This is a genomic window from Nocardia suismassiliense (assembly GCF_900269665.1).
Lineage (GTDB): Bacteria > Actinomycetota > Actinomycetes > Mycobacteriales > Mycobacteriaceae > Nocardia > Nocardia suismassiliense.
Map to the genome: position 1 here is coordinate 8,825,350 of NZ_LT985361.1, position 14,186 is coordinate 8,839,535.

Annotated in this window: 17 protein-coding genes and 1 pseudogene; 8 read left to right on the forward strand and 10 right to left on the reverse strand. The window is 68.5% G+C overall.

The window, feature by feature from the left end; translation table 11 throughout:
- Positions 1–46: 46 nt before the first annotated feature.
- Entirely contained in the window at positions 47–868 is an 822-nt protein-coding gene (locus DBO33_RS39610) for an alpha/beta fold hydrolase (protein ID WP_107659591.1), read from the reverse strand.
- A 71-nt stretch (positions 869–939) separates the two neighbouring features.
- Here DBO33_RS39610 and DBO33_RS39615 point away from each other — a divergent pair.
- Together DBO33_RS39615 and mscL are read left to right on the forward strand one after the other, a co-directional pair.
- Positions 940–1,672: pseudogene (locus DBO33_RS39615) on the forward strand (SDR family NAD(P)-dependent oxidoreductase).
- A 133-nt stretch (positions 1,673–1,805) separates the two neighbouring features.
- Positions 1,806–2,261 (forward strand): large conductance mechanosensitive channel protein MscL, encoded by a 456-nt coding sequence (gene mscL / locus DBO33_RS39620; RefSeq protein ID WP_107659592.1) that lies wholly within the window; start codon positions 1,806–1,808, stop codon positions 2,259–2,261.
- Between the two features lie 17 nt (positions 2,262–2,278).
- Here mscL and DBO33_RS39625 read toward each other — a convergent pair whose 3' ends face one another.
- From DBO33_RS39625 to DBO33_RS39635, 3 genes are all read right to left on the reverse strand, one after another.
- Positions 2,279–3,079, reverse strand: a complete 801-nt coding sequence (locus DBO33_RS39625) for a patatin-like phospholipase family protein (RefSeq protein WP_199856898.1) — start codon at positions 3,077–3,079, stop codon at positions 2,279–2,281.
- A gap of 44 nt (positions 3,080–3,123) precedes the next feature.
- Positions 3,124–4,356, reverse strand: coding sequence for a L,D-transpeptidase (locus DBO33_RS39630; protein ID WP_234391287.1), 1,233 nt, complete (start codon positions 4,354–4,356; stop codon positions 3,124–3,126).
- A 67-nt stretch (positions 4,357–4,423) separates the two neighbouring features.
- On the reverse strand, positions 4,424–5,518 hold the full coding sequence (locus tag DBO33_RS39635) for a UDP-N-acetylmuramate dehydrogenase (protein WP_267897911.1): 1,095 nt from the start codon (positions 5,516–5,518) through the stop codon (positions 4,424–4,426).
- A gap of 24 nt (positions 5,519–5,542) precedes the next feature.
- Between DBO33_RS39635 and DBO33_RS39640 the strand changes: the two genes are divergently transcribed.
- The 3 genes from DBO33_RS39640 to DBO33_RS39650 all read left to right on the forward strand — a co-directional run bounded on the left by DBO33_RS39640 (position 5,543) and on the right by DBO33_RS39650 (position 7,461).
- Positions 5,543–6,028 (forward strand): DUF2505 domain-containing protein, encoded by a 486-nt coding sequence (locus DBO33_RS39640; RefSeq protein WP_107660991.1) that lies wholly within the window; start codon positions 5,543–5,545, stop codon positions 6,026–6,028.
- Positions 6,029–6,151: 123 nt separating this feature from the next.
- Positions 6,152–6,673 (forward strand): DUF2505 domain-containing protein, encoded by a 522-nt coding sequence (locus DBO33_RS39645; protein WP_107659596.1) that lies wholly within the window; start codon positions 6,152–6,154, stop codon positions 6,671–6,673.
- Positions 6,643–7,461: a class I SAM-dependent methyltransferase gene (locus tag DBO33_RS39650; protein WP_234391288.1), complete on the forward strand. Its 819-nt coding sequence runs from the start codon at positions 6,643–6,645 to the stop codon at positions 7,459–7,461. The genes DBO33_RS39645 and DBO33_RS39650 overlap by 31 nt, the downstream gene beginning before the upstream one ends.
- Positions 7,462–7,554: 93 nt before the next feature.
- On the opposite strand, the gene DBO33_RS39655 is transcribed toward DBO33_RS39650, so the two are convergent.
- Positions 7,555–8,163: a hypothetical protein gene (locus tag DBO33_RS39655; RefSeq protein ID WP_107659597.1), complete on the reverse strand. Its 609-nt coding sequence runs from the start codon at positions 8,161–8,163 to the stop codon at positions 7,555–7,557.
- Between the two features lie 99 nt (positions 8,164–8,262).
- Here DBO33_RS39655 and DBO33_RS39660 point away from each other — a divergent pair, with 99 nt between their 5' ends.
- The gene (locus DBO33_RS39660; protein ID WP_107659598.1) at positions 8,263–8,991 is read left to right on the forward strand and encodes an LmeA family phospholipid-binding protein; all 729 of its coding nucleotides are present in this window, start codon (positions 8,263–8,265) and stop codon (positions 8,989–8,991) included.
- Between the two features lie 29 nt (positions 8,992–9,020).
- Here DBO33_RS39660 and deoC read toward each other — a convergent pair whose 3' ends face one another.
- Complete coding sequence (gene deoC / locus DBO33_RS39665) at positions 9,021–9,689, reverse strand: deoxyribose-phosphate aldolase (RefSeq protein ID WP_107659599.1); 669 nt, start codon at positions 9,687–9,689, stop codon at positions 9,021–9,023.
- A gap of 156 nt (positions 9,690–9,845) precedes the next feature.
- Between deoC and DBO33_RS39670 the strand changes: the two genes are divergently transcribed.
- Positions 9,846–10,397 (forward strand): GNAT family N-acetyltransferase, encoded by a 552-nt coding sequence (locus tag DBO33_RS39670; protein ID WP_107659600.1) that lies wholly within the window; start codon positions 9,846–9,848, stop codon positions 10,395–10,397.
- Positions 10,398–10,466: 69 nt separating this feature from the next.
- Entirely contained in the window at positions 10,467–11,357 is an 891-nt protein-coding gene (gene purU, locus DBO33_RS39675; protein ID WP_107659601.1) for a formyltetrahydrofolate deformylase, read from the forward strand.
- A gap of 18 nt (positions 11,358–11,375) precedes the next feature.
- Here the strand turns inward: purU and DBO33_RS39680 are convergent, their stop codons facing one another.
- From DBO33_RS39680 to DBO33_RS39695, 4 genes are all read right to left on the reverse strand, one after another.
- On the reverse strand, positions 11,376–12,416 hold the full coding sequence (locus tag DBO33_RS39680) for an alpha/beta fold hydrolase (protein ID WP_107659602.1): 1,041 nt from the start codon (positions 12,414–12,416) through the stop codon (positions 11,376–11,378).
- Positions 12,417–12,509: 93 nt separating this feature from the next.
- Positions 12,510–12,815, reverse strand: coding sequence for a DUF2516 family protein (locus DBO33_RS39685; protein WP_107659603.1), 306 nt, complete (start codon positions 12,813–12,815; stop codon positions 12,510–12,512).
- Between the two features lie 114 nt (positions 12,816–12,929).
- Positions 12,930–13,604, reverse strand: a complete 675-nt coding sequence (locus DBO33_RS39690) for a heparin-binding hemagglutinin (protein WP_107659604.1) — start codon at positions 13,602–13,604, stop codon at positions 12,930–12,932.
- Positions 13,601–14,104 (reverse strand): helix-turn-helix domain-containing protein, encoded by a 504-nt coding sequence (locus tag DBO33_RS39695; protein WP_107659605.1) that lies wholly within the window; start codon positions 14,102–14,104, stop codon positions 13,601–13,603. Before DBO33_RS39695 ends, DBO33_RS39690 begins: the two co-directional genes overlap by 4 nt.
- Between the last annotated feature and the right edge of the window lie 82 nt (positions 14,105–14,186).

The window sequence follows — 14,186 nt, forward strand, 5'->3', positions numbered from 1 at the left end:
GCGCCACCTGGGACGACTCGGATTTCCCCAGTCCGGTTCGACCGATTCACAAACTGTCGGCGAACATGCTGATCTCGCCTACGAAGCGGGCCGGGTCCTCGATGAACAGCCCGTGCTGGGCCCCCTCCCAGAACGAGGCGCGCGCGTCGGGCACCGCCTCGAAGACGTAGCGGCCGTTCTCGATCGGGACCACCGGGTCGGCGGTGCCGTGCAGCACCAAGACCGGAATATCCAGGGCGCGAAGGGTTTCGGTGTTGTCGACGGTGCGGTAGAACAGCGCCTTGCGTACCGCGGGCGTGGTGGCGAGGCTGGTGCCGAACAGGCGCTGGGCGTCGGTGCCCTTGTCCGCGCCGGGGCCGGTATTGGCATTGCCGAAGGCGCCGAACGCGCGCACCGCGCGACCCGCGCTCTCCTCGAAGACGCCCGGCATGGCGGCCTGCATCGCGGCGCCGCTCGCCGCGCCGGGCACGCCGCGCCCGATATTGGCCTGCGAACCGGTGAATACGGCGCCCGCGAGCGCGCCGGTGCCGTAGGCGGTCAGGTAGTCGCTGAGCACGATGCCGCCGTAGGACCAGCCGAGCAGGATCGCGCCGGACTCGATGCCCTCCCCCGCCAGCACGGCCGCGACGTCGGCCGCCCAGTTCTTCGGATCGTCGTAGCCCGTGGCGGGCGCGTCGGAGTAACCGTGGCCACGCAGGTCGACCGCGATCACCCGGAAGCGGGCGGCGAGGTCGTCGGCCGCCCGGCCCCAGCAGCGCAGATTCGCCGACCACCCATGCAACAACACCAGCGGCCGCGCGTCGGCCGGACCGCTGACGCGATAGACGATGTTGGTGCCATCCGCGCTCACCGCGTCCCGTATAGCCATGACGTCAGGCTAACGGTGATCCCCGCAACAGCGCTCCTGTCCGCAAACGGCCTGCATTTAGGATCGCAGGCATGAGCACTCGCACCGCTGTCGTCACCGGAGCCAGCTCCGGCATCGGGGAGGCCACCGCCCGGGAACTGGCCAAGCAGGGCTACCACGTCTACGTCGGCGCCCGCAGGCTCGATCGCCTGCAGCGCGTCGCCGACGAGATCGGCGGCACCGCACTGGAACTCGACGTGACCTCCGACGACTCGGTGCGCCTTCGCCGACGCGGTCGAGCGGGCCGACCTGCTGGTGAACAATGCGGGCGGCGCCAAAGGCCTGGCCACGGTGGCCGACGCCGACCTGGACGACTGGCGCTGGATGTGGGAGACCAACGTGCTCGGCACGCTGCGCGTCACAAAAGCGTTGCTGCCCAAGCTGATCGCCTCCGGCGACGGCCTCATCGTCACCATCACCTCGGTCGCCGCCTTCGTCGCCTACGACAACGGCGCGGGCTACACCTCGGCCAAGCACGCCCAGGCCGTACTGCACCGCACCCTGCGCGGGGAGCTGCTCGGCCAGCCGGTGCGGCTCACCGAAATCGCCCCCGGCGCAGTGGAAACCGAGTTCTCGCTGGTGCGTTTCGACGGCGACGAGGAACGCGCGGCGAAGGTCTACGAAGGTATCGATCCGCTGGTCGCGCAGGACATCGCGGAGATCGTCGGCTTCGTCGCCTCGCGGCCGTCGCATGTGAACCTCGACCAGATCATCGTCAAGCCCCGTGATCAGGCGGACGCGGGTCGCTTCGCACGCCGCAACTGACGCGTTATAGCCGAAACGCATTATTCACCGGCGAGCGCCGGTTCGCCGCACAATTGCTGAGTCAACGACGGGCCTCGGCTGCCGTTAGCATCGGATGCTTCGACGTCGTCTACCTCGGATCGGAGTTGTGCGCATGTTCAAGGGGTTCAAAGAGTTCCTGATGCGCGGGAACGTCATCGACCTCGCCGTCGCCGTCGTCATGGGCACCGCGTTCACCGCGGTGGTCACCTCGGTCACCAAGGGCGTGGTGAACCCCCTGCTAGCCGTGTTCGGCAGCCAGAACGAGCTGGGACTCGGCGTCCAGTTGATCGCGAGCAAGCCGGCGACCTTCATCCAGGTCGGCCCGATCATCACCGCGTTCATCAACTTCTTCGTGGTCGCCGCCGTGCTGTATTTCGTGCTGATGCTGCCGATGAAGACGATCAAGAACCGTTTCGGCACCACCAAGGCGGCCGAGCCGACCGAGACCGAACTGCTCATCGAGATCCGCGACCTGCTCGCCGAACGCCACGACGCCGTGCGCGCCCAGCGGGCCGCGGACCAGGCGATCGAGAACGATCCCGAGCTCGATACCTCGCTGCGCCGCTAGGCGACACAGGGCCTAGGTCAGGTCCAGATCGAACGGATCTCGTCGGCCGCGCCCTTGCCCTGCCGCAGGCCCGTGCCGAACACCGCGGTCCAGGCCGACCCGTCGTTGAGGTCCGGCCCGAAGATGTCGAGCGCGACGGGGTCCGGCACGATCCGGGCGACCCGTTGCACGCTCGACGGCATCGTCGTCGCGAAGAGGTGGGCGAGCGGCTCGATGAGCACCAGTGTGCACATGCCTTCGGCCAGATCGGCATTCGAGCCGTTGCGCAGCGCGCCGTCGACATAACGACGGCCGTTGATGGTGACCGGCGGGGCCATCCCGGGCATCGCGGTGCTCGCCGTGATCACCAGGTGCACGGGCACGCCGTCGGTACCGCGCCACACCTTCGGCGCACCCGAATGAATATCGACGGTCGGGATGAGCAGTCGCGGGTGCGGCCAATCCCCCTCGCCCACCATGGTTTTCAAGCCCTCGATCCGTAACCGTTCGGGTCCGGTGGACGCGCTCAGCGCCAACTCGGCAACGCGCGGCCAGGCGGTCGCGGCGTCCGGGCCGCGGAGCAGTTCGAGCACCTGCGCCGTCACCACCGGATCCACCTGCGGCGCGGGACCCGCGGCGGTCGGCGGTTCCGCGTGTGCGGCCAGGTCACGTCCGTCGGCCAGCAGCGCCCCGACAATGGCGCCCGCCGAGGTGCCGACCAGCAGATCGGCGTCGGCCAGCTCGATGCCGTTGCGGCGCAAGCCTTCCGCCACCCCGAGCAACCAGGCGGTGCCGACCACCCCGCCCGGACCGAGCACCACCGCACGCCCGTCGTTCACCAGTTCACCTTCTCGTCGAGCACATCGATATCAACGAGTCGAACCTACCGTGGCGGGCCCGGTGCGACCGGGGTCGCGGTGATGACCGAGGTAGAACCGTCCAAGGCGGACATGGTTTTCCAGGTGGCCCAGTCGATGGTCCAGTCGTACAGGTCGCCATCGGCGGCCGAGAGCGGGATGGAGGTGCCGGTGACTTCGACCGGGTCGCCGTAGAGCGCGGTGCCGAAGTAGGCCTGCGCGTCGGCGGGCGAGAGGTTGATGCAGCCGTTGGTGACGTTCGAGGAACCCTGGGCGGACAGCGATTCCGGGTTGGCGTGGATGAATTCGCCGTTGTTGGAGATGCGTACGGCCCAGCGTTCGCGAACGTTGGTGTAGAACGGCGGGTTCGACATCATGAAGTCTTCGTACTTCTCGGTGACCACGTGCAACCCGGAGCGGGTGACGTTGCGCGGCTCGTTGCCCTCGCCGTAACTGACCGCGAAATCGAAGATGGTCTGGCCGTCGCGCACCACCTGCATGCGGTGGCTCGGCGCGTTGGCCTTCACGATCTGGCTGCGGCCGATGCGGAAATCCGTTGTCAGATCGGAGTATCCGTAGTTGCCGTCGCCGAGATCCAGGCCGTAGAGCTTGGCCGCGACGTGCACCGTGGTGCCGGGCGCCCAGTAATTCTTGGGGCGCCAATGCAATCGCGAGCCGTTGTCGTCGGGGAACCAGGCCCACGCGCCCTCGGTGGGCGGGTCGGTGGTGATGGTCATCGCCTTCTCCACCGCGGCCTTGTTCTGCACGGAAGCCTTGAACTGCAGGATGATCGGCGCGGCGATGCCGACCTCCTGGTTGTCGGCGATGTTGATGGTCGCCGGAACGGTGGTCTTGGGCGCGAGCGTGGTGAACGTGCCGTCGATCGGGATCGGCTTGCGATCGGTGCCGACCGCGGTGCCGGACCAGGTGTAGGTGGCGTCGTAGCCGAGCGGCTCGGTGATGGTGTAAACGCGCTTGTCCGGGGAGAATTCACCGGCGACCTGTTTGCCGTTGGCATTGGTCAACGCCACCTGATCGATGGTGCCGTCGGTGACGGTGACCGAGACGGGTGCCGTCGGGTTGACCTTCTTCGTGTTGTTCTCCGGCGCCAAGGCGACCTTGGCGACGGGGCCTGCTTCGCGGGAGGAGTTGCTGTTACCGCCGCTGCCGGTGCTGCATCCGGCCACCAAGGCGACCACGACGAGCAGCACGGCCGATACCGCGGCGACCGGTCTACGGATCACTGGACGCTTGCTCACCACATCGAATTTACGCGGGCAAACTCGTTCGATTGACTACCGAAAGGTGTGGTGTCGGTTTCACCGGCTACAACGTCAGGCCGACCGTGACCGGTTCGGGCTCGAGCCGGATGCCGAATCGCTCGGCCACGCCATCGCGCACCGTCCTGGCCAACTGCACCAGATCGGCGGCGGTCGCGGCCCCGCGATTCGTCAGCGCGAGCGTGTGTTTCGTGGACAGCCGGGCGGGTGCGTCGGGCGCGGGGAAACCCTTGGCGAAACCGGCGCGTTCGATGAGCCAGCCCGCGGAGAATTTGACCCCGTCCGGCGCCGGATAGGTCGGCACCGTGACATCACCCACATGCGCCGAGATCGCGGCGCGCACCTCGGACACGCGATCCTCGGGCACAACCGGGTTGGTGAAGAAGGAGCCTGCGCTCCAGGTGTCGTGATCGGCGGGGGCGAGGACCATGCCCTTGCCCGCGCGCAGGCGCAGCACGGCGTCGCGGACCTGGGCGGCCGGGCGGGATTCACCGTTCGCGGCGCCGAGCAGGGTCGCGAGCTCGCCGAAGCGCAGCGGCACGCTCGCACCGCTCGGGTCGAGGGCGAACTCGACCGCGAGCACCAGTGCGTCGTCGCGGTGCTTGAGCACGCTGGTGCGATAACCGAAACCGAGCTCGTCGGGCTCGACCCAGCGGATCGCGCCGCTGCGGCGGTCGAGCAGTTGCACCCGGCGCAGCAGGTTCGCCACTTCCGCGCCGTACGCGCCGACGTTCTGCACCGGCGTCGCCCCGGCCGAACCCGGGATGCCGGACAGGCACTCGAGGCCACCGAGCCCCGCGGCGACGGTCGCCGCGACGACCGCGTCCCAGTTCGCGCCCGCCTCGGCCCGCACACCGTCCGCGCCGAGCTCGACGCCCTCGGTCGCCACCCGCACCACCACGCCGTCGAACCCGTCGTCGCTGATCAGCAGGTTGGAACCGCCCGCGATGAGCAGCACCGGAATCCCCGCCGTATCCAGTGCGCGCACCGTCGCCACCAGCGATTCGGTGCTCGCGCACTCGGCGACGGTGGCCGGACCACCGACCCGCAGCGTGGTCAGCTCGGCCAGCGGCACCGATTCGCGGATCCGGGCGCCGGTGGCGGCCAGCACATCCGACGGCACCACACGTGAAGTTCGCACAGGCAGACGGTAGCGTGTCCGACCATGGCTACACCGCTGGCGTACACGGCCCGCTACTCGCATCCCGCTGCCGCCGTGCGCGCGGCGTTCGCGAACGACCAGTACTGGAAAGACCGCGTTGCCGAGGTCGGCGGGCCGAATGCCCGGCTCGACTCGGTGAGCGTGCAGGGCGACCAGATCCGCGTCCAGCTGGTGCAGGCCATCGCCGCCGAGCTGCTGCCCGCCGCGATCACCGCGGTCCGCCCCGGCGACCTGATCATCCCCCGCGTGGAGAACTGGACCGGCGACGCCGCCACCTTCTCGGCGACCGTCGAGGGCGCGCCCGCCGAGGTGCGCGGCACCATCACGCTGAAAGAGGACGGCGCGGGCTCGACCGCCGCCGCCAACGGCACCATCGAGGTGAAGATCCCGCTGTTCGGCGGCAAGATCGAGGCCGCGATCGCCGAGCACCTGACCGAGGTGCTGAAGAACGAGGAAGAGTTCACCAACACCTGGCTCGCCGCGCACTGACACGCGGGAAATCAGCTCTGCGGAGCGGGAAGTTGTTGCGACAGCACACTTCCCGCTCACCTCTTTTGTGGACCATACCGCCGAGCGAGGCCGGGGCCGCGCCACCCAGTAATCTCTGCATCCATGGCCCGTCGATTGGATTACTCCGCGCGCTACCCGTTGCACACCACCAAGGAGCTGTACGCGGCGCTGTCGAACCGCGACTACTGGGACGCGCGGATGGCGGAGATGCGGAAGTACTCGCCGGGCAACGAAGTGGCGCACCTGGAGGCCGGTGACGGCGGCATCGACGTCGAACTGCACCACATCCTGCCGCGCGACATGCTGCCCGAGATCGCCCAGGCCGTGATGCGCAAGGACATGGTGATCACCCGCAAGGAGAGCTACGGGCCGTTCGGCGCCGAGGAGATCACCGGCAAATACTCGGCCTCGATCCCGGCCGGGCCCGGCAGCCTCGGCGGCACCATCCGCCTGTTCCCCACCGAGACCGGCTGCACCATGCGCTTCTCCTCGGAGGCGAAGGTGTTCATCCCGATGGTCGGGCCGCGGCTCGAGCAGCTGATGCTGGTGAACCTGATCGACCTGTTCCGGGCCGAAGCCGAGTTCACCGTGCAGTGGCTCGACGACCACCACCCGACCCGCTGACCAAACCCTTAGGCTCCATCACCCGCGGCACCACCGGCGTCAACCGGCTACGCCGCAGCGATCGCTGGTTGACCCATGACGAATCGGTGGTGGCGCGGCTGCGCGCGGCGACCGATCCGCTGGTCGTCGATCTCGGTTACGGGGCCAGCCCGTGGACCACATTGGAATTGGCGGCACGGCTGCGCACCGTGCGACCGGAGGTCCGGGTCGTCGGCCTCGAGATCGATCCGGCCCGGGTGGTGCCCGGTCGCGACGGCGTCACCTTCGCCCGTGGCGGGTTCGAATTGGCCGGGCTGCGACCGGTTCTGGTGCGCGCGTTCAACGTGCTGCGGCAATATCCGGAAGCCGCGGTGCCCGAAGCCTGGTCGACCATCCTGGGCAATCTCGCCCCCGGCGGCCTGCTGATCGACGGCACCTGCGACGAACTGGGCCGCCGCTGCGCCTGGGTGCTGCTGGACCGCGCCGGTCCGCAATCGCTCACCCTCGCCTGGGATCCGTTCACCGTCGCCCAGCCCTCCGACATCGCCGAGCGCCTGCCGAAAGCGTTGATCCACCGCAATATTCCGGGCGAACGAATCCACACCCTGCTCACCGCCGCCGACCGAGCCTGGGCCCGCGCCGCACCCCTGGCCCCGTTCGGACCGCGCATCCGCTGGCGCGCCGCCGCCGAATCGCTACGGCAGGAAGGGTTTCCACTGCGCACGTACCGTCGCCGCATGCGCGACTGCGTGCTTTCGGTGCCGTGGGATACGGTCGCGCCGAAACTCGAACCGCCCCGGGCGCTCTGAGGCTCTCACCACAGCCGTGACCGGTGCCTGCGCCGACTTGCTGTGCGTCACTGATATTTTCGTGCGTCGATCACGCACGCTTGCACGCGTCGGTTATGCGCTGGCCAGGGCCCGATAAACCCTGGCGGCCGCGCGTGGTGTCAGACTCGCACCGGCGGTGCGGATTTCGTCGCTCGCGCAGCGGTTGATGGCGACCGCGTCGGCGACCACCTCGTCGAGTGCGGACTGGCCGATGTCCGCCTCGGCCAGATCGAGCACCGTGCGTAGCGGTGTTGTCACCAAGAATGGGCCCGCCGACTCGATTTCGGTGCCGATCAGCGACCGGCGCAGCACCACCAGGCGCGGGGTCACCGGCGGGCGGCCCGAACCCACCGACAGGTGCAGGAAGCGGGGGCGTAGTCGGCCGATGCCGTGCAGTTCGGCCGCGCTGTGATGGGAGACCGCCGCGGCACCGTCGAACCAGGCTGCCCACATGGCGTATTCGTCGAGCGGACCGGCGGGCCATTCGGCCAATCGCAGCAACCCGACTCCCGCCCTGGTCACCGAGCCGTCGCCGAGCGCGATCCGGACCCGCGCCTCACACCGGGTGCGCACCACCTGGCGGGTGGTGAAGAAACCCGCGTGGCGACCGGCCAATCGCCGCAGCACACGCCAGCCGTGTTCCGCGGAACCGAGGGCCCGGCCCGCCGCCTCGCCAGCCATGTGCCTAAGGCTACGCTCGAATCCTGTGTCACATGTCACATTCGAACCCCTCATCGCCCCCTCAGAGACGGCACAGAAACGTCGGGAAGAATCAGCCGCATGAGTACGCAGCCAAGGCCCACCAAGACGATCACCCGGCGAGCCCTGCTGATCGCCCTGACCGTGGTAGCGATCCTGCTGGCCACGGCCTTGGCCGGCGGCGAGGCGTACGCCAGGCACACCGTCTCCCAGTGCATCAGTACGCAATTCGAGAAGGAGATGGGCTCGAAGATCGATGTCGGCTTCGGTGCCAAACCGATGCTGATCACCTGGATCGACGGCAAGGTGCCGACGGTGAAGGTGGACAGCGACGACACCAAGTTCGGCCCCGCGGTCGGCATGGTGGTGCACGCCGAGTTCCACGGCGTCGAGGTGACCGACAACGGCCGCGGCGGCGGCGTGATCGGCAGTTCGTCCGCCGACGTCAGCTGGCACAACGACGGCATCCGGCAGACGCTCGGCGGCCTGGTCAGCGGCGTGCGCTCGTCGGCGGCCTCGGACATGCTCACCCTGGACGTGCTCGGCGGGCTGGCTCAGTTGCAGGTCAAGCCGGTGATCAAGGGCGGGGTCATCGAGGTGGAGACGATGTCGGCGCAGCTGCTCGGCATGGGCCTGCCCACCGACCTGGTGCAGGGCATCGTCGAGGTGTTCACCAAGAGCCTGCAGAGCTACCCGTACAACATGGCGCCGACCGAGGTGAAGGTGACCGACGACGGCATCGCGGTCAAGCTCGCGGGCGGTCGCGCCGAGCTGCCCGCCGCCGAGAACGCGAACGCCACCTGCGCCTGAGCCGGCGACGGTCCGAACTCAGCGCCGGCTCAAGCGGGGAACCCGTCGAGCACCTCGCGCGACTTCGACAACCCGAGTCGCGTCGCGCCCGCCGCGATCAGTTCCGCCGCGGCCTCGGCGGTGCGGATACCGCCGCTCGCCTTGACCCCGAGCCGCCCGCCGACGGTCGCCGCCATCAGCTCGACCGCGTGCACGCTGGCGCCGCCCGCGGGGTGAAAACCGGTGGAGGTCTTCACAAAATTCGCGCCCGCGCGCTCGGCGACCCGGCAGACTTCCACGATCGCGGCGTCCGGCAGCGCGGCGGCCTCGATGATCACCTTGAGTACCGCACGGTCGCCGATCGCCTCGCGCACCGTGACGATGTCGGAGAGCACCGCGTTGTAGTCGCCGGCCAGCGCCGCGCCGACGTCGATGACCATGTCCACCTCGGTCGCGCCCTGGTCCACCGCGAGCCGGGCCTCGGCGCCCTTCACCAGCGAATGATGTTTGCCGGACGGGAATCCGGCGACGGTCGCGACCACCAACCCCTGCGCGCGCACCGGCAGCATCGACGGAGACACGCAGATCGCCAGCACCCCCAGTTCGCGGGCTTCGTAGATCAACGCGGCGACGTCGTCGGGGGTCGCCCCCGGCGCCAGCAGTGTGTGATCGATCATGGCGGCCACTTCGGCCCTGGTGAGTGACGCGGAACTTGCCATGAGCTGAGAGTCTGGCACACCGGTGGCGAATTCCGTTGCGCGCCTGGCGACACTCCCGCACACTCGTACTGGTGACAGATCGCCGGTAGTGACGCAGCGGTCGACTGATTAACGTGTGCGGATGGGCCCCTACTTTGTTCGGGAGGAGACGACACCGTGCTGATCCGTCGCGAGCGCGCCGACGACATCGCCGAGATCGCCGCCGTCCATCGCAGCGCGTTCGGTCCGCTTCAGGCGGACGGCGACCGTACCGATGAACCGCCGACTGACGACGGTGCCGATCCCCCCGAGGTCGATCTGGTCGCCCGGCTGCGCAGCGACCCCGGCTGGATCCCGACCCTCTCGATGGTGGCGGTCGAGTACAAAACCGTCATCGGCCACGTCTGCCTCACCAGGGCCGCCGTCGGCCCCTTCCCTGTGCTCGCGCTGGGTCCGATCGGTGTCGTCGCCGAACACCAGCACAGCGGTGTCGGCTCCGCGCTCATGCACGCGGCCCTCGGCGCCGCCGACGCCCTCGACGAACCACTGGTCTGCCTGCTCGGTCACCTCGACTACTACCCGCAATTCGGCTTCGTCCCGGCCGCGCGCCTCGGCATCACCCCCGACGTCCCCGCCTGGATATCGCACTTCCAGGTCCGCCCGCTCAGCGCCTACGACCCTCGCATCACGGGCGAATTCCACTATCCCGAACCGTTTTACGATCTCTGACCGCTCCCCTGTCGCATCCCAGCAAACCTCCTGCTCTCCTTTCCACGCTGACCTGGAAGGATGAGCGGCATGAGTTCCGCTCCACCCGCCCTGGACGATCGACGCTTCGTGCTGACGCTCGGCTGCCCCGACCGTCCCGGCATCATCGCCCGGATCACCTCGTTCATCGCCGAGTTCGGCGGGTCGATCGTGGAGGCGGGCTATCACTCCGACACCGACAACGGCTGGTTCTTCACCCGGCAGGCGATCAAGGCCGCGACGGTGCCGTTCGGTCTCGCGGAACTGCGCGACCGATTCGCGGGCGTGGCCGCCGAGCTGGGGCCGGAGACGGAGTGGCAGCTACTCGACTCCGGTGCACGGCGCAGAGCGGTGCTGCTGGTCAGCAAGGATGGGCACTGCCTGCACGACCTGCTAGGGCGCGCCGCCAGCGGTGAGTTGCCCGCGACGATCGAGGCGGTGATCGGTAATCACCCCGATCTGGCCGAGATGTGCGACGCCCACGGGGTGAAGTTCCATCACGTGCCGTTTCCGAAGGACCCGGCCGACCGTGGGCCCGCCTTCGCCGAACTACAGGCGCTGGTCGACTCGCACCACCCGGACGCGGTGGTGCTCGCCCGTTTCATGCAGGTGCTGCCGCCGGAACTGTGCGCGCACTGGGCAGGGCGGGCGATCAATATCCACCACAGCTTCCTGCCCTCGTTCGTCGGCGCCCGCCCGTACCACCAGGCGTTCGCGCGCGGGGTGAAGCTGATCGGCGCCACCTGCCATTACGTCACCGCGGAGCTGGACGCGGGCCCGATCATCGAGCAGGACGTGAGCCGCATCGACCACGCCGACGACGTGCGCGACATGGTCCGGCAGGGCCGCGACATCGAACGTGTCGTGCTCGCGCGTGGCCTGCGCTGGCATCTGGAGGGCCGGGTGCTCGTGCACGGCCGTCGCACGGTCGTATTCACCTGACCGGGCGCAGCTGGGGAATCAGCCCGCGATCTCCGCGCGGCGCGGGCGCACCGATTCGAGGACGCGCGCCAATTCCTCGTTGAACTGCTCGTAGGCCTCGGTATTGCCGAGGTGTCCGGTCGGCAGCTCGGTGAAGCGCGCGAGATGGCCCGTCTCCCTGAGCATTTCCGCGATCCGCTCGGAATGCACCACGGGCGTCATGTCATCGAACGATCCGGCGATCACCGTGGTGGGCACCACCAGGTTCCGCGCACCCTCACCGACATTCATATCGGCGAGCAGCCTGCCGAACCTGGCCCGCACCATGGCCGGACACGACCGCACGATGGCCATGCTGAAGTCGAGCAGGTCGCCCTTGGCCTTGGTGGTCATGATCGACCGCGCGAACAGCCACCGCACCGGCGCGATCGGCGGGAAGACGAGCGGGGCGCCGAGCCCGAGGCGGCCGAACAGGAACGGCAGCGGCACCTTCAGCTCCAGCAGCCGCATCGGCCGGTTCAGCAGCGGCACCACGGTGGTCTCGAAGACGAGCCGATCGGCCGCGGTATTGGTGAGCAGCACAGCGAGCGCCTGCTCGGCGACCTGTTCGGGATAGCGCGCGGCCCACGCCTGCAGCGTCATGCCGCCGAGGCTGTGGCCGACCAGCACGGCCCGCTGGCCCGGCCGCAGCGCCGCGGTGAGCACGGCATCCAGGTCGTCGGCGAGCAGCTCCATGCTCAGCATGCTGGTGCCGTATTCGCTCTCGCCGTGGCCGCGCTGATCGTAGGCGACCACGCGGTACTCGCCGGCGAAGGCGTTGATCTGGGCGTTCCAGTATTCGATGCAGCAGGTCCAGCCGTGCACCAGCACGATCACCGGGCGGTCGGCGGGGCCGTAGGAGTGGACGCGGAGCCGGACACCGTCGCGGGTGGTCACCGGGATCACCTCGGGCACGACGGTGGGCGGGTTGAACGCCGTGGTCGCGTAGGTACGGGACCGCAGGTTCGCGCGGTGTGCGTCGAGCAACCCCCGAAGCTGACCCGGGAAGTTCACCAACGCAGTCGGCAGCTTGGCACGCATCGGACACTCCTTTGTGTTACTGCTCGATACAGTAACTCCGATTCGTGCCGCTAGCTAGTGCTAGCACCGCAAAAGTTATCGAGTATTCGTCGATTACCAGCGTGGCCCCCGCTGCACCTCGTCCACCTTCGGCCGAACATCGGCCAGGTAGATGCCGGTGGCGATGATGGCGATGAAGGAGAGCAGCCCGAGACCCGCGGGCGAGAGCAGAAGCAGCAGCACCGCGACCCCGAGGATCGCCAGCCAGATCGGCTTGGTCAGTTTGTCCACCGCGGTAAACGCGTCCGGACGCTGCCGCACGGCATGAATCAGCGCAAAGATCGTCGCGCCTAGCGCCGCCAGCCACAGCACGAGCAGGATCATCCCGGTCAATCCGTGCACCATATTCACCTCACCCATCATACGAGCAACGCCCCCGCACACCAGAGTGTGCGGGGGCGTTGCTCGGTCGAACTCCAATACCCTTGCGGCCCTTACGAATCAACGCTCGGAACGCACGGTGTATCGGTCAGCTCATGCCTTCTTGGGCGCGGCCTTCTTCGCGGGGGCCTTCTTGGCCGGGGCGGCCTTCTTGGCGGCAGGCGCTGCGGGGGCGGCAGGCGCGGCAGGCGCACCGTTCTCCTCGGGGGCCGGGGTGGTCTCGGTGGTCACCGTGACGACCTCGGCGTCGACGACCGGCGCGGGCGCCTCGCCCTCGACCTTGGCCGGGCGGCCGAGCAGGCCGTTGACCCGGCCCAGCACGTCCTCCGCGCGGGTGGCGGCGTCCTTGTACAGCGTCTCGACGCGCTCGATCTGCTCCTCGACCAGGTGGTTGGCGCGCAGCCGCTCCACGGTCTCCTCGCCGCGCACGGCGAGATCGGCGTAGATGTCGAGCACCTGGTGGTAGTACTTGTCGGCCAGCGTGCGCAGTTCCTCGGGGGTGAACTTCTCGCGCAGCTCGGCGAGGTCCTCCGGCAGTTCCGAGGGCAGTCCGGCGAGCCGCTCGCGCAGCGTCTCGAACTGGGCCTGCACGTCGGCGGGCACGTTGGCGAAGCGCTCGCGGGCCTCGTCGACCCGGGCGGAGACGTCGGTCGAGGCGGCGCGCTCACGCACCTGGGTGACGACATCGGTCACGACGGCGTAGATGGCGTCGCCCGCACCGACGGTAGCGAGCAGCGGCTTGGTCACGGTCGGGTTCTTCTCGGTCATGTTTCTTCGTTCTCCTGGCGTGGCGGAGTTTCGGTTGGTGTGCGCGGAACGACGCTGTCCCCATCCCCCCCGGGCTCGTTCCCTCCGTTTTCCCGGCGAAACGATTCATAGATTTCGAGCAGCACCTGCTTTTGCCGTTCGCTGATCGACGTATCGGCGAGCAGGGCATCCCGGACCGGGCTGTGTGGCCGCTGTTCGAGATAGCCGGCCCGGACGTACAACACCTCCGAAGACACCCGCAGTGCCTTGGCGATCTGCGCGAGTACCTCGGCGGATGGATTGCGCAATCCGCGCTCGATCTGGCTGAGGTACGGATTGCTCACTCCCGCAAGGGTGGCGAGCTGACGCAGCGAGACTTGCGCGGCCTCTCGCTGTGCCCTGATGAAGCCTCCGATGTCGTGCGCCGCGTTCACCACGCGGGCCGCTTTTTCTCCGACGCCGGCCGATTGCTCGGCCGAACTATCGGTGTACTCGGCGGAAACCTCGGGCTGGTCTGCCATCACTCACCTTCTGGCGGTTGTACGAGTTCAATTCTAGGGCAGGGTGCTAACTATTGCAAGCAGTCTGCTAGCACCCTCTCGG